The sequence below is a fragment of the Carnobacterium maltaromaticum DSM 20342 genome (genome assembly GCF_000744945.1).
Classification (GTDB): domain Bacteria; phylum Bacillota; class Bacilli; order Lactobacillales; family Carnobacteriaceae; genus Carnobacterium; species Carnobacterium maltaromaticum.
In genome coordinates, this window is record NZ_JQMX01000001.1 from 3,518,297 (window position 1) to 3,537,925 (window position 19,629).

A 19,629-nucleotide genomic window follows, 5' to 3' on the forward strand; every position below is an offset into this window, starting at 1 on the left:
CTAAGACAAAGGATGTTTAGTAAAACAAAAAAACATGCTATTAACGAAAAAATTAGTTTTTTTTCATAAAACCTTAATTAAATTCTAAGGTAATGTGCTATACTAGAAAAAATAAAAACAACTAATTCTAGGAGGAATAGACGAATATGAAAGCAGTATTAACAGTAATTGGAAAAGATAATGTTGGGATTATTGCCGGAGTGAGCAAGGAATTGGCAGCATTGACTATTAATATTTTGGATGTTTCACAAACCATTATGGAAGGAAATTTTACTATGATGATGATGTGTGATCTTAGTGAAACAACCACTGAATTTGATCAAGTTAAAGAAACTCTAAAAGCAACAGGCGATAAATTAAAAGTAAAAATTAGCATTCAACGTGAAGAACTATTTTCAACAATGCACAGTTTATAAAATTAAAAGGAGGTGGAACAGTGAATGAAAAGTGAACAAATTAGCGAAACAATTCGTATGATTGATGAAGAAAATTTAGATATTCGGACGATTACAATGGGAATTTCCTTGTTGGATTGTGCAGACTCAGATGGTGAAGTAGCTAGGGAAAAAATTTATACGAAAATTACAACTATGGCTAAGGATTTAGTTAAAGTTGGAGAGCAAATTGAATCTGAATATGGTATTCCAATCATTAATAAGCGTATTTCAGTTACACCGATTGCAATTGTTGCTGGAGCCTCTGCTGATAAAGATTATGTCGCTTTTGCTAAAACCCTTGATGCAGCGGCAAAAGCTGTCGGAGTAAATTTTATTGGTGGTTTCTCTGCATTGGTTCAAAAAGGATATACAAAGGGCGATCAAATTCTGATACAGTCAATCCCAGAAGCGCTAGCCAATACAGAAAGTGTTTGTGCATCTGTTAATGTAGGCTCAACTAGGGCGGGAATTAATATGGATGCTGTTCGTGACATGGGCGAAGTAGTTAAGAAAACAGCTGAATTGACGGCTGAAACTAGTGGTTTAGGTTGCGCGAAATTAGTTATTTTTGCCAATGCTGTTGAAGACAATCCTTTTATGGCTGGTGCATTTCATGGAGTTGGAGAAGCTGACTGTGTAATTAATGTTGGGATTAGTGGGCCAGGGGTTGTTAAACGAGCAATTGAAAAAGTTAAAGGTCAGCCCTTAGATGTTGTAGCAGAAACAGTTAAAAAAACAGCTTTCAAAATTACACGAATGGGTCAATTGGTTGGGCGAGTGGCATCTGAACGTTTAGGGATTCCATTTGGAATTGTTGATTTGTCCTTAGCTCCCACTCCAGCTATTGGAGATTCCGTTGCTTATATTTTAGAAGAGATGGGTTTGGAAATGGTCGGAACACACGGAACGACAGCAGCACTAGCTTTATTAAATGATGCCGTTAAAAAAGGTGGTGTCATGGCTTGTGAGCATGTGGGTGGTTTATCGGGTGCATTTATTCCAGTCTCTGAGGACGCGGGTATGATTGCAGCAGTCCAAGCAGGCGTACTGAATTTAGAAAAGTTAGAAGCAATGACAGCAATTTGTTCTGTTGGTTTAGATATGATTGCCGTTCCAGGTGATACTCCAGCAACAACGCTAGCTGCCATGATTGCTGATGAAGCAGCAATTGGTGTGATTAATAACAAAACAACTGCAGTTAGGGTGATACCTGCTTTTGGTACAAAAGTTGGTGATTTAGTAGAATTTGGTGGTTTATTGGGGAGAGCACCTGTTATGCCAGTTAATGCTAAATCTTCAGCCGCATTTATTGAACGTGGTGGGAGAATTCCCGCACCTATTCATTCCTTTAAAAATTAATAGGATTGAGACAAGTAAATATATTTATGTGTACTAAAATTTATTAAACTAGTAAAACGATTGGAAATTACATTTTTCAATCGTTTTTTTTGATATAAAAATAAAATTGTTCTAGCATAATTTCTTGAAAAGTGCTAAACTAAATAAAAGAGTTACTTACTTTTAATTAGTTTTTTTGAATGACGACTTTTATTTTTTAAAATAGAGTGAATGTCAAATGATAATAATTACAGTTATTCATAAAATAAGACGAAAACCATCAAATAAAGTCTTTTTTTGAAAAAAATTGTGAACAAAAGACTTGATTTATAAATGTTTTAACAAGAAATGTCGAAAAAGTGACAGAAATATGTCGAAAAGGGTAGATATTTATTATTAGATGATTTATAATGGTAGATGTAGACAAGCAATACACATTAGCAAAAATATACTCTCGGAAACAAACCGAGACAAAGGAGCGAATAAAATATGGTCACATTATATACTTCACCAAGTTGTACTTCTTGTAGAAAAGCACGTGCATGGTTAGAGGAGCATAACATCCCTTACAAAGAGCGTAACATTTTCTCACAACCTTTAAACATTCCTGAAATCAAAGCGATTTTGCGTATGACAGAAGATGGCACAGAAGAAATCATTTCAACCCGTTCAAAAGTATTCCAAGAACTCGAAGTTGACTTAGAAGATATGCCATTACAAGATTTATTTGATCTAGTTCAAAAAAATCCTGGTTTATTACGCAGACCAATTATGCTAGATGAAAAAAGATTGCAAGTAGGATATAACGAAGATGAAATTCGCCGTTTCTTACCAAGAGAAGTTCGTGCGTTAGAGTTACAACAAGCACAACTATTAGTTAGTTACTAACCTAAAAAAAATGTAGATACTCTTTTTGGCTAAAATGGTCAAAAAGAGTTTTTTTATTTATTAGCCAAATCCTCGGAAAAAATGAATGGTAAATTTAATCTATTTTTAATGATAAGATTGTTAATAGCTGAACTTTTGAATGAATTGTAGCATTTAGCTTTACTTTTTGCTTATTTGCTTTAAAATGGTGGTATATAGATTCTAACTAATTGTAGGTTGGAAGAAGAAATGAGGTGTAGGATCATGGAAATGGAGCATATTAATGAGAACACAATTCGTGTGTTAATTGAAAATGCTGATTTGGAAGAACGTGGCATAACTTTTCTAGATTTACTGGGAAACCATAAGCAAATAGAAAGCTTTTTTTATAGTATATTAGAGGAAGTTGATGTGGACGAACAATTCCATGAATCTGATGCAATTACTTTTCAGGTATTACCTAATGGCAATGGCTTAGAATTGTTCATAAGTAAAGGCGGCGGTTTAAATGAGCAATTTGACTTATCTGAGCTACCTGAAAATTCAACCCCAGAAGATTTTACCGAATTTGTTAAAAAGCAAATTTTGAATAGTTCAAACGAGCTAGATGAAATTGATTCTTATTTACAAGACCCAGAGTTATTGACTTCGGAAGTGATTTTAAAATTAAATCAATTTGAAGATATGATTTCACTGGCTAATATGATGTATCTTGACAATGCTGTTTCGAATCTTTATTCATATCAGGGATCATACTTTTTACAACTTGTATTTTTTGTAGAAGAGATGACAGAAACAAGTGTTGAAGATGAGATTGCTATTGCTTTGGAATTTACAGAAGAAACCCAAATCACGGCAGATGTATTAGGGGAATATGGTAAATTAATCATGGAAAAAAGTGCATTAGAATTAACAAGACATTACTTTAAATAGTATAGAAATCTTTAAAATAAGAATGGTGTTAAGCTAGTTTTTCTAGTTTAGCACCATTTTTAAATACATACTTAGAATCTGAATAGAGACTGAAATAAACTACTTAGTAGATTATTTCAGTTTTTTTATCAAATAAATCAGTTTTTCAGCAAAAAAAAGCGCTTTTTACGAATACTAATAAGTGCTAAGAGAGGAGTTTTTTCATGCTAATTGCTTTAAACGATCAAAATAAACATGTTTTAGCACATGAAGAAGGAAAAGAAAATAAAGTACATTATCTTTGTCCAGTTTGTAAGGGAAGCGTTTGTTTAAAAAAAGGAGAAATAAAACTTCCACATTTTGCTCATTTACAAAGTGAAAAGTGTCAAGTTTTTTCAGAAGGAGAAACAGAAGAACACTTAATTGGTAAAAGAGTGTTATATAACTGGTTTATTCAGCAAGGAATTCCTTGTCAATTGGAAGCGCACATTCCTTCTTTAAAACAACGTCCAGATTTGGTTATTTGGTTGTCATCAGATCAACCTTGTGCGATTGAATTTCAATGTAGTCCTTTATCTATCAAGCGTTTGAAAGAAAGAACAAAAGGATATAATAATGCAGGCTATACTGTATACTGGATTCTAGGAAACGCTTTTTTTCCTAAAAAAAGTTTTACAGCGAGTCAGCGTGCTTTTTTTACTTATCGTCAAGATTTAGGCTTTCAATTGTATTATTTAGATACGCTAAAAAAAGAACTCCTCTGTTTGGTTCATATTATGGAAGAAGAACCAGCTAAAAAATTAAGCTATCAAATTATCTATTTTAGTTTGCTTAAACCTAAAAATTCCGTCAGTAAACTAATAGGAATTTTAAACAATTTAAAAAAAGGGCAACAATTAAATACAAATGAAAAAGGAGCACAACATTTACTTTATTGTCATTTTCATCTAAATCAGAACCGATTTTATGGCACAACTGAGATGAAAAAATTTCAACACTATTTATATGAACAAGGCGAATCCCTTGTGACTATTCCGAAAGAGATTTATTTTCCTTTTTATAAAAATAGTGGAATAAAAACCAGTTCATACTATTGGCGGTACCTAATTATTGAATGGCTAGCTCTTAAAGGTGAAGGGGCTGTTTTTTTAGAATCACAGTATAAAGATTTTCTTCTTAAACTAATAAACGAACAAAAAATTGAACTTCATCAACTGGCTCAAATTTCAACTGAAACGATTATATCTATATGTAAGGCTTATCTATCTACATTGAAGACGTTTGGATTAATTGAAAAAGTAGGAAATCAGCAATGGCTTATTTTAAAAAAGCCTTATTTTTATAAAAATGAAAATGAAAAAATGACGGCTTTTAAGCAGTATCAAAATTGAGAAATATAGCAAACATTAAAGCATTCTTTAACTAATTATTTGCAGTTTTTTTATTTTATCTTAATTGAAAACAAAATTTCTTTTTTTTTAATCAATCTATGTTAAGATTAGAAAGTGATGAAAATTTAAGGAGGATTAAAAATGGCAGAAACAAAAAAATTACCTACGAGAGCAGAAGTACCTGAAGAGCTAACTTGGGATTTAGAAGTTATTTTTAAATCAGATGCTGAATTTAATCAAAGCTATCAAGAGTTGGAAGAAAAATTAACAAAAGTTGATTCGGTTAAAGGTAAAATCGGTCAAAGTTCAGAAGATTTATTAAAAGGAATCGATTATTTGTTAGATATTTCCAATCAACTTGAAACCATTTATGTCTACGCGCATTTAAAAAATGATCAAGATACGACAAATTCAGAGTATCAAGCAATGTATGATCGTGCGAATAATTTAGCAACAAAATCTAGTGAGGCAATTTCTTGGTTTGAACCAGAAGTTTTAGAAATTCCAGAAGAAACGCTTGCTAAATTTTTCGAAGAAAATAAAAAACTCGACATCTATCGTCACTTTATTGATCAAATGACAAGTTCAAGAGCTCATATTCTTTCAGCAAATGAAGAAGCACTCTTGGCTGGTGCAGGAGAAATTTTTGGAGCATCAAGTCGAACTTTTAGCGTCTTAAATAATGCAGATATTCAATTTCCTGTTATTAAGGATGAAGAAGGAAATGATATTCAATTAACCCACGGTGTATATGGACAATTAATGGAAAGTACTAATCGTGAAGTGCGTGAGGCTGCTTTTAAAAATCTGTATAAAACCTATGAGGGATTAAAAAATACGTTTGCAAGCACATTATCAGCTCATGTAAAATATCATAACTATAACGCAGATGTGCATCACTATTCATCAGCAAGAGCTAAAGCTCTAGCAGCAAACCATATCCCAGAAGCTGTTTATGATACATTATTAGAGGTAGTGACAGAAAACTTACCATTGTTACATCGTTATGTAGCATTACGGAAAGAACTGCTAGATGTTGAAGAGTTGCACATGTATGATTTGTATACGCCTATAACTGGTGAAGCAACGGTTAGTTACACTTATGAAGAAGCTAAAGCAGAAACATTAAAAGCCTTGGCACCTTTAGGCGAAGAATATTTAAGTATTGTTGAAGAGGCATTTGAAAATCGATGGGTCGATGTAGTTGAAAATAGTGGGAAACGCAGTGGTGCATATTCATCAGGTGCTTATGAAACAAATCCTTATATTTTAATGAACTGGAATGATACGCTAAATCAATTGTTTACCCTAGTTCACGAGATGGGACATAGTGTTCATAGTTATTATACACGGAAAAATCAACCGTACGTTTACGGAGATTATTCAATCTTCTTAGCTGAAATTGCATCAACGACGAATGAAAACCTATTGACTGAATATTTACTTGAAACACAAACGGATCCTAAAATTAGAGCCTATGTATTAAATCATTATTTAGATGGTTTTAAAGGAACCATTTTCCGTCAAACACAATTTGCCGAATTTGAACATTTTATTCATGAAAAAGCTGCAGCAGGAATTCCTTTAACAACAGAATTTATGTCTGATTATTACGGGAAATTAAATGCTCGTTACTACGGACCTGACGTAGTTGAAGATCCTGAAATCGCGATTGAATGGACTAGAATTCCGCATTTTTACTACAATTACTATGTTTATCAATATGCAACTGGATTTTCGGCAGCATCAGCATTAGCGGCTAAAATTTTAGCTGGTGAAGAACATGCCTTAGAGCATTATTTAGACTATTTAAAATCAGGAAGTAGTAATTTCCCAATTGAAGTCATGAAAAAAGCCGGTGTTGATATGACCGAAAAGGCTTATATTACCGATGCCATGCATGTTTTTGAGGCACGTTTAAATGAATTTGAAGCTTTGATTGCAGAGTTGAAAGCATAAAAAAGATATCTTTTTGAGTAGTAACTTTGTACTAAAATAAAATCGACTGAAGACAATTGTCTTCAGTCGATTTTATTTTAAAGTACACGTAGATTTTTTTTTTGCAAAGGAGTATGTTCTGTTTGAATAAACATTTTTTTATGGTTTTCTTTTAAAGATGATTTAGGATTACATAATTTTTTTAGTAAATCAACAGAGATACAGTCTTCAACTAATAAGCCGTAATCATCGTTTTGGTTATCAAAAACAACCATAGAAGGATTACTCTCAATTTGCATTTCACGAGCAATTCGTTGATCTTCTTCATAAGAAGCCTTAGCAAAATCAGAATTTTTGTCCTCAATAAACATTTCAACATCTAAGTTTACTTTTTCAGCAACTTGAATTAACAAGTTTTCTGAAAAAAGTGAATTATCTTCGATTAGTTCAGACTGCAATTGCATTAAATAAGCTCGACCTTTTTTCTTCCCTTGCATCAAAGCAGCTTTATATGCCAATGAAGCCTGGTAAGTGGACGTGCAAATTTGATTCCGAAAAGCGAGATTTTTTTCTGGAAGGTTGTGAAATTGCATATACTTAGTTACAGTTTGAAAATTATGAAATGGAATAAAGCGAAAATGAACCTTTTGTTCAAGTCCCTCAACAAAAGAAAGGACTTCTTTCTCTGAAGTGTAACATTTAGAGCCAATTGGGTTAACAAAAAGGTAAATTTCAATAATTCTTTTAAAATTTGAGTTTGAATGAGTAGTATCATTTGGTTTTGCCAACATAGTTATCTTCACCTTAGTTATATATTTTTTGTAAAAAGTAAGTTAAATTTAATGGTTAATTCTTTTGACACTCTTACTTTATCAAAAAAAGAGAAAAAAAAGTATTAAAAAGCCTTGACATTGATAAAAGCTAATTATTACTTGTAACAAATTTGCCACAATTCTATTTTTATTGAGATAAATGGAGCTTTATTTCTTGAAAGTGGCATCAATCATTCGTGCTATTTTGTTCTTAGCGGGACGAAGAGGGATCTGATGTTTTTCTAGAAAATTGTCAAAATGAATTTTTCCAATTGAATAATCAGGAACCTCAAATTCTAATTCATAATCAACTTCATTGCCATAATAACTTTTATCTAGCACGAAAAGACCTTGAGATGTTTGTCTTTCAAAGCGAGTCGTTTTTAATGTGCCTAATAAGCGAAGTTGCTCTGGGGAAATGTTTAACGATTTTAATTTAGCTCCCACAGCACCGTCTGCTTTGATTTTCCCTTCAGAAATCAATTTTTCTGCTTCTATTAAAGATAGAGAATCAGTTGTTTCTAGTAAGTGATTTTCAAAAGGGGTTTTTAATGTCAACTCAGCAGAATCAGGCAATAGACGGATTCGCAAGCCAGCATGTAATTTTTTTAAGTCCCAATCAGGAGTATCAAAATAACTGTTTATTTGCGTAAATAATTCATTTTCAGTGGCGTTAAAAGAGTATAAAAGTGTTTGATACTCTTTTTCAGTTAAAAGATTTTTAAATTCAATTTCAATTTCTTCAGTCATTATAATAGACCCTCACTTTCTTGTTCTTCTCATCTTACCATAATTTTCTCGAATAATCGGATTTCTATCTGCATTTTCTTGGCTACGTATGTTAAAATAGTTCTGTATGCTTATTCAATGTATGAGTGAGTAATGATTTTCAAAAGATAAATAAAGAAGGTATGCATAATGATTGAAAATTGGGATGATTTTTTTGCACCATATACACAAGCTGTAGATGAACTAAAAATTAAACTTAAAGGCATCCGTAAGCAATTTAGGCAAGAAAGTCAACACAGTCCTATTGAATTTGTGACCGGTCGTGTAAAACCTAAAGATAGTATTCTAGCTAAAGCTCAATTGCGCTCGATTCCGATTAATCGAGTTGAGCAAGATATGCAAGATATTGCTGGATTAAGAATTATGTGTCAATTTGTAGATGATATTCATGCTGTTGTAGCTTTGTTGAGAAGTAGGCACGATTTTAGAATTGTCGAAGAACGTGATTACATTACAAACAATAAGGAAAGTGGATACCGTTCGTATCATATTGTTTTAGAATACCCTGTTCAATTGATTCATGGTGAAAAAAAAATTCTCATGGAAATTCAAATTAGAACGTTATCAATGAATTTTTGGGCAACGATTGAACACTCATTAAATTATAAGTATCAAGGAGAGTTTCCTGAAGATATTAATATTAGATTACAACGAGCTGCTGAAGCTGCTTTTCAGTTGGATGAAGAAATGTCAAAAATCAGAGTAGAAATTCAAGAAGCTCAACAACTTTTTTCTCATAATAAAGGCTACCAAGATCCTAAAAATAAAAAATCCTCAAGCTAAGAAAAAATTAACAGAGTAAATCTAAGTGAACGCAATGAAATTTTTATTCACAAAGGAGAGAGTGACTGTGAAAATAGCAATTATTTACAATAATAATAAAAAATCAGTTACTTTAGCTGAGGAGTTGCGCAAGCTTTGTCAAAAAAATCAGTTAGTTATTGATGAAAAAAAACCGAATGTTGTAATTACAATTGGAGGCGATGGTACGCTCTTGTCCGCTTTTCATCGCTACGCCCACTTGTTAGACGAAGTCCGATTTGTTGGCGTTCATACAGGACATTTAGGTTTTTATACAGATTGGCGCGATTATGAGTTGGAAGAGTTAGTTGCCAGTTTGGTCACTGATGAAGGTGAAAGTGTTAGTTATCCTTTATTAGATGTTGAGGTTTGCTACCAAAACCAACCTGAAAAAGCACGGTTTGTCGCATTAAACGAATCTACCTTAAAGCGGGTTGGTGGAACTATGGTTTGTGATGTCTACATTAAAGATGAGTTGTTTGAACGGTTTCGAGGAGATGGGATTTGTGTTTCAACTCCAACAGGTTCAACAGCGTATAATAAATCGGTAGGTGGGGCTGTCATTCATCCTCGACTTGAGGCGATTCAGTTGACTGAAATCGCCTCAATTAATAACCGTGTTTTTCGAACGTTAAGTTCACCTTTGATTGTCGCTCGCGATGAGTGGATTAAATTAAAACCAGCTACTGAAGAAGGCTTTATTTTAACTATTGATCAGTTAACCTCAGCAGAAAAAAATATTATTGAAATTAATTACCGCATTGCCAAAGAACGGATCCATTTTGCGCGTTATCGTCATACGCATTTTTGGAGTCGTGTGGAAGATGCATTTATTGGAGCGAAGAAAAATCATGGAGTTTAGTTGGATTTATCAAGAAACAGAGTCACATCAAGTCAAACAATTTTTAAGAACAAAAGGCGTTTCGCGAGGCTTATTGGCAAAAGTTAAATTTCAAGGTGGAAAAATTGAGGTAAATGGTCAAATTCAGAATGCTATTCACTATTTAGCTTTTGGTGATCAGGTGACGATTACTGTTCCAGATGAAAAAGGTTACGAGACAACAGTTCCTGTGGAAAATCCAATTGAAATTGTTTACGAAGATCAGCATCTTTTAATTGTTAATAAACCCGCTGGTGTTGTATCTATTCCGTCTCAATTGTATCCTGAACAAACAATGGCTAATCGTGTAAAAGGATATTATTGTCGTCAAAATTATGCGGATCAAGTAGTGCATATTGTCACTCGATTAGACCGTGACACGACTGGGTTGATGCTTTTTGCTAAGCATGGTTTTGCTCATGCACTTATGGATGTCCTTTTACGAGAAAATAGACTAACGAAACGCTACGTAGCTTTAGTTACTGGCTCTATTTCAGGTTCAGAACATCAAAAAATCGAGCTCCCAATCGGTCGTACTCCAGATTCTATTATTACTCGTATGGTCAAACCAGAAGGAAAATATGCGTTAACGGAATTCTGGATAAAAAATAGATTTCCATTAGCAACTTTAGTGGATATTCGCTTGCATACTGGGCGAACGCACCAAATTAGGGTTCATTTTGCACATTTAGGTCATCCTTTAATAGGAGATGATTTGTATGGAGGTAGTCATAATCAGTGGATTAAGCGTCAAGCTTTACATTGCCAAGAACTAGAATTTGTGCATCCTTTTACTCAAGAAAATATGCATATTAAGGCTCCTTATCCAACAGATATACGTCAGTGGTTAGATGCTGAAAAAGAACTAGTATAGCTAGCCGTGAGGGAAAGGGGATAATCAATTGAATGAAGCGCAATTAGAAATCGAAAAACAAATGGAGTTACTAAAAGAACTCTTGAATCAAGGAAATATAACTGAATTTCGAGAAGAATTTCTAGCAACCCATACCTATGAACAGGGACAATTTTATCTAGGTTTAACAAAAGAAGAGCGTCAAAAAATGTACCATTTCTTGTCTCCAAATGAGATGGGTGACATGTTTGAGATTATTGAAGAAGATGAAGAATCTGTTGAAATCTATTTAGAAGAGATGGATCTTCAATATGCAGCTGATATGTTAGGCGCGATGTACGCCGATAATGCTGTTGATATTTTAAAACAGCTAGAAAAACAACAAATAAAAGAGTATTTGGCTTTAATGGATGAAGAAAGTGCCAATGAAATTAAAGAACTTCTGCATTATAAAGATGAAACTGCTGGGGCGATTATGACGACTGAATTCGTTTCAATTGTAGCGAATCAGACGGTTCGTTCAGCCATGGCTATTTTAAAGAGCAAGGCACCCGAAGCAGAGACAATTTATTATGTATATGTTGTCGATACAGATGATACATTGGTTGGCGTTATTTCTTTACGTGATTTGATTATTAATGAAGATGATGCCTTAATTTCCGACTTAATGAGTGAACGACCTGTTTTTGTTACAGTAGATGATGATCAAAATGACGTTGCAAAAACGATTCGGGATTATGACTTTTTAGCTGTGCCCGTTGTTGACGATGGGGATCATTTATTGGGAATTATTACCGTTGATGATATTATTGATGTTATTGATGATGAGGCAACAAGTGATTATTCAGGTTTAGCCGGGGTTGATGTTGATGAAACAACTGAAAATCCTTTTATCGCTGCTTCAAAACGTTTGCCTTGGTTAATTACGCTATTATTTTTAGGTATGAGTACAACTTCTCTAATTAGTCGCTATGAAGTGATGGTTAGTGATGCAAGTATTTTAGCCGTTTTTATTTCATTAATTACAGGAACTGCAGGAAATGCAGGGACTCAATCTTTAGCCGTTGCTGTTCGTAAATTAGCAACTAAAGAAGATGGGCAAACGAACTTTGGTAAAATGATTTTAAGTGAAATTATGACTGGTTTAGTTACAGGATTGGTTACAGGAGTAACAATCTTTTTTGTGGTAGGGATATGGAAACACAACTTTATCTTAGGTTTTGTAATTGGAATGGCGATGCTATGTGCAATTACTGTAGCAAATTTAGCCGGCAGTTTGATTCCAATTTTGATGGATCGCTTAGGCTTCGATCCAGCTGTAGCCAGCGGACCATTTATAACAACATTGAGTGATTTAACGAGTGTTTTAATTTATTTTAATATTGCGGGACTCTTTATGTCTTATTTTATTGGTACAAACTGATTGAAACTAGAGTATAAGTAGAGGGGCTGAGGCTTAGTCGCCTTGGTCTTTTTTATGTGTTGGCTATATAAATTTTAAACATTTATTCGGCTAGTTTTTGTGAGCCAGTCCTTCAGAAAAAAGATAAATTCACCAAAAAGTAAAGAGCCACTTTTCCTGGAATTTCCTATTTTTCTGCCAGGCCTAGACGGCTCACCAAACTTTTTATTCGGCTAGTTCTTGTGAGCCAACCCTTCGAAAAAAAGATAAATTCCCCAAAAAGTAAAGAGCTACTTTTCCTGGAATTTCCTATTTTTCTGCCAGGGCTAGACGGCTCACCAAACTTTTTATTCGGCTAGTTCTTGTGAGCCAACCCTTCGGAAAAAAGATAAATTCCCCAAAAAGTAAAGAGCTACTTTTCCTGGAATTTCCTATTTTTCTGCCAGGGCTAGACGGCTCACCAAACTTTTTATTAAGGAGTGATGATGTGGCACAAAAGAAGAGAAAGAAACGCACAAAACAAAAGCAACTAAATCAAAGATATTTAGTTATTTTTAGTGTCATGTTATTTTGTTTTTTTATTGGTAAAATGGTTGGTCAAAATGAAAACTCACTAACGGATATAACCAAAGATATCTCAGAGCAGATTGACAGTGTTTTTAATTCTAATACTCAGAAAAAAACAAAAACAGATGCTAAAATAACTCCGGAACAAACAGAAAATTTAACTTTTCGTTTTTTAGATGTTGGTCAAGGGGATGCAACATTGATTCAAAGTGAAGATGGAACGACGATTTTAATTGATACAGGTCGTTATGATGATAAAAATAAACGCATTATTGAGTATCTAAATACCTATATTGGGGTAGGTGGGAAAATTGATTTGCTGATTTTTACCCATAATGACTCAGATCATATTGGTCATGGTGATTTAGTTATGGATTATTTTGATGTGAAGGAAGTTTGGCTAAATGGACATGATTCTACTACTAAAGTATATGAAAAATTATTAGATTCTATTGCTGCTAAAGATAGTCTTTATGAAGAGCCAAAAAGTGGCGAGGTTAGAAAAATAGGTCCCTTTTCAATAGAAGTGCTGAATCCCACGGAAGAAAGTAAAAGCAATCAAAATGATGATTCAATCGTTACTAGGATTTCAACGAGTAATTTTAGTAGCATGTTTACTGGTGATGCTGCTTCACGGGTGGAAAAAGAAATGTTGGCCAAAAATATTCCTCTAGAATCAACTTTATTACATGTTGGGCATCATGGCTCAAAAGAAAGTAACAGTCCTGAATGGTTGGCTGCAGTGAATCCTAAAATTGCCATTTATTCAGCGGGAATCAATAATAGTTATCACCATCCAAGTAGTGAGACAATTGAGCGCTTAAAAAGTCTGAATATTCCTTTTTATGGGACAGATAAGAGTGGTACAATTACTGTATCAGTAGCTAAGGATGGGACTTATTCAGTGAAAACAGAGGAGTGAGTGACATGAAAATGGTACTAGAAGAAATTGAGGGAAATATAGCACGTTTAATTCCAGATTCAGGAGCAGCGCCTTTTTACCTTGAAATCAAGTATTTACCAGAAAAGTGTCAGTTAGGCGATGTCTTAAATGTTTATTATCAAAAGGAAAATAATCAAACAAGGCGTTTGATTGAGAAAATTCCTAATGAAGGAGAACAACGTTTAGCTTTAATGAAAGCCAAACGTGAAGCTTTATTAAAAAGGAAACAAAAAAACTAAACAATTTTGTTTAGTTTTTTTGTTTGCGCATCATATGATGTGGAATATTTGCTTCCATAAATCCATCCCCATCAACTGTGTAACCTAATTTTTCATAAAAACCGATAGCGTGATCTTGAGCACCTAAAACCAAATTTGCAACATCATTTTCAATCGCATATCGTTCGATTTCTTGCATTAATTTTTCACCTAAATGTTGTCCTCGATAGGTTGATAAAACAGCTACACGTTGTACTTTATAGGTGTCATTTTGAATTCGATTGAGTCTGGCTGCAGCAACGGGTTCGCCATTTAAATAACCAGTAACATGCTCAGTTGATGATTCTAACGCATCAATTTCAATTGCTGCGTCAACACCTTGTCCTACAATGAAAACCTCTTTGCGAACAGCTAAAGCATCATGATAGGTAGTTGAAGTTAAATCAGTTGTCCATATAAAATTCATAAAATTATCCCCCAAATTAAGAATCGATTAACTAAAGATTAGGGTAGCATAATTTTAAACATTAAGCTATAAAAATAACGAATTTTTCCATTGAAAAAAAATCTATGTTTTATTGCTTTAAAAAAAAGAATTTACAAGGTATACTAAATATACAAATAAAAAGATAGGAGCTAAAATAATGTCCAAAAGCACCATTGAGTTCGTATCAGATTTAACAAATATTGCTTCACCAACCGGCAATACCTATGAAATTATCGCCTATCTTAAAAATATACTAGAGGGGTTCGGATATAGTCCACAGAAAAATCGTAAAGGTTCATTGATGGTTACCGTTAAAGGCCATAATCATGAGGAACAAAGATTTGTGACAGCTCATGTAGATACATTAGGAGCGATGGTTCGAGGCATCAAACCTGATGGTCGCCTTAAACTTGATTTAATCGGTGGTTTTCGTTTTAATGCTATAGAGGGCGAATATTGTACTATTCAAACAAGTACTGGAAAAACGTATACGGGAACAATTCTAATGCATCAAACCAGTGTTCATGTCTATAAAGATGCTGGAACAGCAGAAAGAAATCAAGAAAATATGGAAATTAGAATTGATGAGAAAGTAACAACTGCTGAAGAAACAGCTGCATTAGGGATTCAAGTAGGCGACTTTATTAGCTTTAATCCAAGAACGGAAATAACAGCGAGCGGTTTTATTAAATCTCGTCATTTAGATGATAAAATTAGCGTAGCAGTATTAATAAAGTTTTTAGAAAAAATAAAGAATGAAAAGATTGAATTACCTTATACCACTCATTTTTTTATTTCAACAAATGAGGAGATTGGATACGGGGGCAATTCTAATATTTCCTCAAAAGTTGTTGATTATTTGGCAGTTGATATGGGTGCAATGGGAGATGATCAGCAAACAGATGAGTACACTGTTTCTATTTGTGTAAAAGATGGAAGTGGTCCGTATCATTATCATCTAAGAAAACAATTAACGGAGTTATGTGAAACCAATGGAATTCCTTATAAATTAGATATTTATCCATTTTATGCCAGCGATGCTTCGGCAGCGATGCGTGCAGGAGCTGATGTTCGCCATGCGTTGATTGGAGCTGGAGTTGAATCCAGCCATGCTTATGAACGTAGCCATGTTGAATCTATTCAAGCAACAGAGCAATTAGTTGAAGCCTATTTGTTAAGCGAGTTATGTGAGTAATGAAATTAAGGCTACAATATCAGGCTAGTTATACTTGCAAACTACTCGAAAAAAAGGCAAAATCCTAAAAAGTAAAGAGACTCTTTTATTGGAATTTCCTATTTTTCTGACGTGGCTAAAACTGCGAGTTCAAGATACTATTTTAGAAGGAGTTGTTTGATTAACATGGAAGTTTTCAAAAAATCAAAATTGATGTTTTGGAGCGTATGGCTATTAGTCATTGCTGTTTTTATTTTTATGTGCACGAAAATCGATTTTTTATTTGCACCAGTAGGAACGTTTATCTCAACTATTTTTGCCCCATTAGTGATTGCCGGTTTTTTCTTTTATATGCTTAATCCAGTGATTAATCTGCTAGGTAAATTCAATGTGAAGCGTAAATACGCGATTGGCATTGTGTTTTTATTGTTAATAGGTGCTATTATCTTTTTAGCAGTGACAGTTATTCCTAATTTAGTTGAACAAATTAGTGAATTAATGAATAGTTTACCGACTTATTTAAAAGAATTAGAAAAAATGTCAAATGATATTTTTAATCAACAATGGTTGAAAGAATTAGGGATAGAGGACAAGTTTAAAAGTTCAGACATTTCGATTGGTGCGATTGCTACAAATGTTTTTAGTGGCGTAACCAAAAGTTTAGGTTCTATCATTGGTGCAGTAACAAATACTACTTTAGTTGTTTTGACCGTACCAGTTGTTCTTTTTTATATGTTTAAAGACGGGCATAAATTTGGACCTTCAGCAACAAAGTTTTTCCCAGAGGATTACCGTGGTAAAGTGTTGGAACTACTTGGACAAATGAGTAATACAATTGCTTCTTACATTAGTGGACAAGCGCTAGTTTGCTTGTTTGTAGGAACCTTTACCTTTATTGGCTATCTAATTATTGGCTTACCTTATGGCTTTTTACTTGGGTTTATTGCAGGAGTTACAAATATTATTCCTTTTATTGGACCATATATTGGAATGGCACCAGCCATTATTATTGGATTAACTGTGTCACCGTTACAAGCTATTTTAGTTTGTGTTGTGGTACTTGTTGTGCAACAGATTGATGGAAATCTAATTTCGCCAAATGTAATTGGTAAATCGTTAGCGATTCATCCGTTAACAATTATTACGATTCTATTAGTTGCTGGAAATATTGCTGGATTAATTGGGATGATATTAGGTGTACCATTCTATGCAGTAAGTAAAACAATTATTCTGTATATTCGCGATATACTAAAATTACGGAAAGATCATTTAGCAACTATTGGAAATTCTAGCGAGAATCAAGTAGGAAAATAAATGATTAAAAAATGATTAAATTTTCAAATGGTCTACTCAATCTGGTTTCACTAAGTTTTTTGATTTTTGACTAGTGAAGCTATAGTGAGTAGGCTTTTTTGATTTTAAAAGTTTGTGAAAAAAATAAAAAGACGATAACTATTTAAAAAAAGTTATCAAAACCATAGTTTAAATTATAGTAATTTTAAATCTCATGTGATATAGTTACTTTGTAGTAATGATTATTATTATCAATTAGATTGTCAGAAGATTAGTCTAATATATAGGGGGATTTTATTGATGAAAGTAGTAGTAGTAGGCTGTACCCATGCTGGAACAGCAGCAGTTAAAACCATTTTAACAGAACATCCAGAAGCAGAAGTGTTCGTTTTTGAGCGAAACGATAATGTTTCTTTCCTTTCGTGTGGTATTGCACTATATGTCGGTGGAGTTGTGAAAGATCCCGCAGGTTTGTTTTATTCAAATCCAGAAGAATTAGCTTCTATGGGCGCAAAAGTTAAAATGGAACACAATGTTAAAAATATTGATACAGAAAATAAAACTGTATTAGTTGAAGATATTAAGAGCGGAGAAGCCTTTGATGTAAGTTACGATAAATTAGTAATGACTACAGGATCTTGGCCAATAATTCCTCCAATTAAAGGAATTAAAAGTAAAAATGTTTTACTATGTAAAAACTATAACCAAGCAAACGAGATTATTAAAGAAGCTGAAAATGCTGAAAAAATCGTCATTGTTGGTGGAGGTTATATTGGAATCGAATTAGTGGAAGCTTTTGCGGAATCAGGCAAAAAAGTAACTCTAATTGATGGCTTAGATCGTATTTTAAATAAATATTTAGATAAAGAATTTACTGATATTCTAGAGCATGACTTACAAGAACGTGGCGTGACGTTAGCCTTAAATCAATCAGTTGAAGCTTTCGTACCAGATGCAAGTGGTGCAGTGAAATCTGTTAAAACACCAGTTGGTGAATATGATGCTGATTTAGTTATTTTATGTGTTGGATTTAAACCAAACACTGAATTGTTAACTGGAAAAGTAAAAATGTTGAGTAACGGTGCAATCGTTGTTGATGAGTATATGAGAACTAGCGATCCTTCAATTTTTGCAGCAGGAGACAGCTGTGCGGTGCATTATAATCCAAATGGCGGTTCTGCATACATTCCTTTAGCTACAAATGCTGTTCGAATGGGAAGTTTAGTTGGAAAAAATATTGTCAGTGAAAAAGTGAAATACCGTGGAACACAAGCAACATCTGGTTTGTATCTATTTGGTTTTAATATTGGATCAACAGGAGTTACTGTAAGCGGAGCTCATCACTTTGGCTTAAATGTTCGTTCGGTTATTGTTAAAGATAATTACCGTCCAGAATTCATGCCAACGACTGAAGAAGTCTTAATGCAGCTAGTTTATGAAGTAGGTACAAATCGAATTGTTGGTGGACAACTAATGTCTAAATATGACATTACTCAATCAGCGAACTCATTGTCATTATGTATTCAAAATAAAATGACAATTGAAGATTTAGCTTATGTTGATTTCTTCTTCCAACCACATTTTGATCGCCCTTGGAACTATCTAAATATCTTAGCACAAGCTGCTCTTGAACAAGAGCGCAAGCTAGCTAAGTAACAAAACGAAACTAGCCACTTCTAAAATGAAGTTGGCTATTTTTTTTTATAAAAAAATTTATTCTTTTGTCAAATTATGCTACAGTAGAAGAATAGGTTAGGCTAGCTCTTATGAGCCAACTCCTCGAGAAAAAGATAAAAATTCGAGAGGGCAAAAAGCGCCCTATCAATTTTTCCTATTTTCTTGCCGGAGCTAATCGGCTCAACGAGCTTTTTATTATAAGGAGGATTTAAAAAAGTGAAAAATAGTAAGAAGATTATGTCAGGTATTGGTGCATTAGTTGTTTTACTGATAGGGACTTTTTTTGTCGCAGAAAATCAGCAAATAACAGAACCTGCCAAAGATACTCAGAGAATAGCTATTGAATTGGAACGAGTTGTTGATGGGGATACCATTATTATGAAGGAAAACGGCGAACGAAAACGCATGCGCTTATTATTAATAGATACCCCTGAAAGCAATACAAATAAAACAGGAAAAACGCAACCTTTTGGTAAGGAAGCAAAAGAATTTCTAACGGATTATCTTAAAGGGAAAGAATTATCGATTGTTTATGATGAAAACCATGAAAAAGTGGATCAATATGATCGAACCTTAGCTTATTTGTATGCGAATGATCAGCTAGTGGAGGAAGTTTTATTAAAAGAAGGGCTGGCTCGTTTAGGCTACTATAATGAAAAAGAACTTTATTTTAATGAACTAAAACATTCTGAGTCCGAAGCAAAAAAAGCGAAGAAACACATTTGGTCATTAACAAATTATGTTGGAGAAAAAGGGTTTAAAGACAACCAATAAAAATAGCTCCCATATTATAGTAGGAACTTGAAATATAACAACAATACTTTATAAAATATTGTCAAGAACTAGTGAA

Annotated in this window: 19 protein-coding genes; 16 read left to right on the forward strand and 3 right to left on the reverse strand. The window is 33.5% G+C overall.

Going from position 1 to position 19,629, the window contains the following annotated elements; all coding sequences use genetic code 11:
- Nucleotides 1–146 precede the first annotated feature (146 nt).
- The 6 genes from BR77_RS16490 (at nt 147) to pepF (ending at nt 6,904) form a co-directional block, all read left to right on the forward strand.
- On the forward strand, nt 147–416 hold the full coding sequence (locus BR77_RS16490) for an ACT domain-containing protein (RefSeq protein WP_010050629.1): 270 nt from the start codon (nt 147–149) through the stop codon (nt 414–416).
- 24 nt (nt 417–440) lie between these two features.
- Complete coding sequence (locus BR77_RS16495) at nt 441–1,796, forward strand: PFL family protein (RefSeq protein WP_010050631.1); 1,356 nt, start codon at nt 441–443, stop codon at nt 1,794–1,796.
- A 468-nt stretch (nt 1,797–2,264) separates the two neighbouring features.
- Nucleotides 2,265–2,663, forward strand: a complete 399-nt coding sequence (spxA, locus tag BR77_RS16500) for a transcriptional regulator SpxA (RefSeq protein WP_035065814.1) — start codon at nt 2,265–2,267, stop codon at nt 2,661–2,663.
- Nucleotides 2,664–2,906: 243 nt separating this feature from the next.
- Nucleotides 2,907–3,575 (forward strand): adaptor protein MecA, encoded by a 669-nt coding sequence (locus BR77_RS16505; RefSeq protein ID WP_010050637.1) that lies wholly within the window; start codon nt 2,907–2,909, stop codon nt 3,573–3,575.
- Nucleotides 3,576–3,778: 203 nt separating this feature from the next.
- Nucleotides 3,779–4,945 (forward strand): competence protein CoiA, encoded by a 1,167-nt coding sequence (locus BR77_RS18430; RefSeq protein WP_051926785.1) that lies wholly within the window; start codon nt 3,779–3,781, stop codon nt 4,943–4,945.
- A 141-nt stretch (nt 4,946–5,086) separates the two neighbouring features.
- Nucleotides 5,087–6,904: an oligoendopeptidase F gene (gene pepF, locus BR77_RS16515; RefSeq protein WP_010050640.1), complete on the forward strand. Its 1,818-nt coding sequence runs from the start codon at nt 5,087–5,089 to the stop codon at nt 6,902–6,904.
- Nucleotides 6,905–6,981: 77 nt separating this feature from the next.
- Here the strand turns inward: pepF and BR77_RS16520 are convergent, their stop codons facing one another.
- Together BR77_RS16520 and BR77_RS16525 are read right to left on the reverse strand one after the other, a co-directional pair.
- Complete coding sequence (locus BR77_RS16520) at nt 6,982–7,674, reverse strand: DsbA family protein (protein WP_010050643.1); 693 nt, start codon at nt 7,672–7,674, stop codon at nt 6,982–6,984.
- 189 nt (nt 7,675–7,863) lie between these two features.
- Nucleotides 7,864–8,445 carry a CYTH domain-containing protein gene (locus BR77_RS16525; RefSeq protein ID WP_015076978.1) on the reverse strand — a complete coding sequence of 194 codons (582 nt, stop codon included), beginning with the start codon at nt 8,443–8,445 and terminating at the stop codon, nt 7,864–7,866.
- Nucleotides 8,446–8,613: 168 nt separating this feature from the next.
- Here BR77_RS16525 and yjbM point away from each other — a divergent pair, with 168 nt between their 5' ends.
- The 6 genes from yjbM (at nt 8,614) to BR77_RS16555 (ending at nt 14,169) form a co-directional block, all read left to right on the forward strand.
- On the forward strand, nt 8,614–9,267 hold the full coding sequence (gene yjbM / locus BR77_RS16530; RefSeq protein WP_010050647.1) for a GTP diphosphokinase: 654 nt from the start codon (nt 8,614–8,616) through the stop codon (nt 9,265–9,267).
- Nucleotides 9,268–9,334: 67 nt separating this feature from the next.
- Nucleotides 9,335–10,147, forward strand: a complete 813-nt coding sequence (locus BR77_RS16535) for an NAD kinase (RefSeq protein ID WP_015076977.1) — start codon at nt 9,335–9,337, stop codon at nt 10,145–10,147.
- Complete coding sequence (locus BR77_RS16540; protein ID WP_010050650.1) at nt 10,137–11,039, forward strand: RluA family pseudouridine synthase; 903 nt, start codon at nt 10,137–10,139, stop codon at nt 11,037–11,039. Before BR77_RS16535 ends, BR77_RS16540 begins: the two co-directional genes overlap by 11 nt.
- A 28-nt stretch (nt 11,040–11,067) precedes the next feature.
- A complete protein-coding gene (gene mgtE / locus BR77_RS16545) occupies nt 11,068–12,441 on the forward strand; it encodes a magnesium transporter (protein WP_035065818.1) in 1,374 nt (457 codons plus the stop codon).
- A gap of 466 nt (nt 12,442–12,907) precedes the next feature.
- Nucleotides 12,908–13,909 (forward strand): ComEC/Rec2 family competence protein, encoded by a 1,002-nt coding sequence (locus tag BR77_RS16550; protein WP_016356543.1) that lies wholly within the window; start codon nt 12,908–12,910, stop codon nt 13,907–13,909.
- A gap of 5 nt (nt 13,910–13,914) precedes the next feature.
- On the forward strand, nt 13,915–14,169 hold the full coding sequence (locus BR77_RS16555) for a hypothetical protein (protein WP_015076974.1): 255 nt from the start codon (nt 13,915–13,917) through the stop codon (nt 14,167–14,169).
- A 10-nt stretch (nt 14,170–14,179) separates the two neighbouring features.
- Here BR77_RS16555 and BR77_RS16560 read toward each other — a convergent pair whose 3' ends face one another.
- A complete protein-coding gene (locus BR77_RS16560) occupies nt 14,180–14,614 on the reverse strand; it encodes a GNAT family N-acetyltransferase (RefSeq protein WP_010050656.1) in 435 nt (144 codons plus the stop codon).
- A 178-nt stretch (nt 14,615–14,792) separates the two neighbouring features.
- Here BR77_RS16560 and BR77_RS16565 point away from each other — a divergent pair, with 178 nt between their 5' ends.
- From BR77_RS16565 to BR77_RS16580, 4 genes are all read left to right on the forward strand, one after another.
- Nucleotides 14,793–15,830 carry a M42 family metallopeptidase gene (locus BR77_RS16565; RefSeq protein WP_010050657.1) on the forward strand — a complete coding sequence of 346 codons (1,038 nt, stop codon included), beginning with the start codon at nt 14,793–14,795 and terminating at the stop codon, nt 15,828–15,830.
- 165 nt (nt 15,831–15,995) lie between these two features.
- Complete coding sequence (locus tag BR77_RS16570; protein ID WP_010050658.1) at nt 15,996–17,123, forward strand: AI-2E family transporter; 1,128 nt, start codon at nt 15,996–15,998, stop codon at nt 17,121–17,123.
- 279 nt (nt 17,124–17,402) lie between these two features.
- Nucleotides 17,403–18,758, forward strand: coding sequence for an FAD-dependent oxidoreductase (locus BR77_RS16575; protein ID WP_035065822.1), 1,356 nt, complete (start codon nt 17,403–17,405; stop codon nt 18,756–18,758).
- Nucleotides 18,759–18,995: 237 nt separating this feature from the next.
- Nucleotides 18,996–19,553 (forward strand): thermonuclease family protein, encoded by a 558-nt coding sequence (locus BR77_RS16580; protein ID WP_015076968.1) that lies wholly within the window; start codon nt 18,996–18,998, stop codon nt 19,551–19,553.
- Nucleotides 19,554–19,629 lie beyond the last annotated feature (76 nt).

Excerpts from the sequence above, each read along its gene's own strand:
- BR77_RS16490 (WP_010050629.1), top strand. The coding sequence starts at position 147 with ATGAAAGCAGTATTAACAGTAATTGGAAAAGATAATGTTGGGATTATT.
- BR77_RS16495 (WP_010050631.1), top strand. The coding sequence starts at position 441 with ATGAAAAGTGAACAAATTAGCGAAACAATTCGTATGATTGATGAAGAA.
- spxA (WP_035065814.1), top strand. The coding sequence starts at position 2,265 with ATGGTCACATTATATACTTCACCAAGTTGTACTTCTTGTAGAAAAGCA.
- BR77_RS16505 (WP_010050637.1), top strand. The coding sequence starts at position 2,907 with ATGGAAATGGAGCATATTAATGAGAACACAATTCGTGTGTTAATTGAA.
- BR77_RS18430 (WP_051926785.1), top strand. The coding sequence starts at position 3,779 with ATGCTAATTGCTTTAAACGATCAAAATAAACATGTTTTAGCACATGAA.
- pepF (WP_010050640.1), top strand. The coding sequence starts at position 5,087 with ATGGCAGAAACAAAAAAATTACCTACGAGAGCAGAAGTACCTGAAGAG.
- BR77_RS16520 (WP_010050643.1), bottom strand. The coding sequence starts at position 7,674 with ATGTTGGCAAAACCAAATGATACTACTCATTCAAACTCAAATTTTAAA.
- BR77_RS16525 (WP_015076978.1), bottom strand. The coding sequence starts at position 8,445 with ATGACTGAAGAAATTGAAATTGAATTTAAAAATCTTTTAACTGAAAAA.
- yjbM (WP_010050647.1), top strand. The coding sequence starts at position 8,614 with ATGATTGAAAATTGGGATGATTTTTTTGCACCATATACACAAGCTGTA.
- BR77_RS16540 (WP_010050650.1), top strand. The coding sequence starts at position 10,137 with ATGGAGTTTAGTTGGATTTATCAAGAAACAGAGTCACATCAAGTCAAA.
- BR77_RS16555 (WP_015076974.1), top strand. The coding sequence starts at position 13,915 with ATGAAAATGGTACTAGAAGAAATTGAGGGAAATATAGCACGTTTAATT.
- BR77_RS16560 (WP_010050656.1), bottom strand. The coding sequence starts at position 14,614 with ATGAATTTTATATGGACAACTGATTTAACTTCAACTACCTATCATGAT.
- BR77_RS16565 (WP_010050657.1), top strand. The coding sequence starts at position 14,793 with ATGTCCAAAAGCACCATTGAGTTCGTATCAGATTTAACAAATATTGCT.
- BR77_RS16570 (WP_010050658.1), top strand. The coding sequence starts at position 15,996 with ATGGAAGTTTTCAAAAAATCAAAATTGATGTTTTGGAGCGTATGGCTA.
- BR77_RS16575 (WP_035065822.1), top strand. The coding sequence starts at position 17,403 with ATGAAAGTAGTAGTAGTAGGCTGTACCCATGCTGGAACAGCAGCAGTT.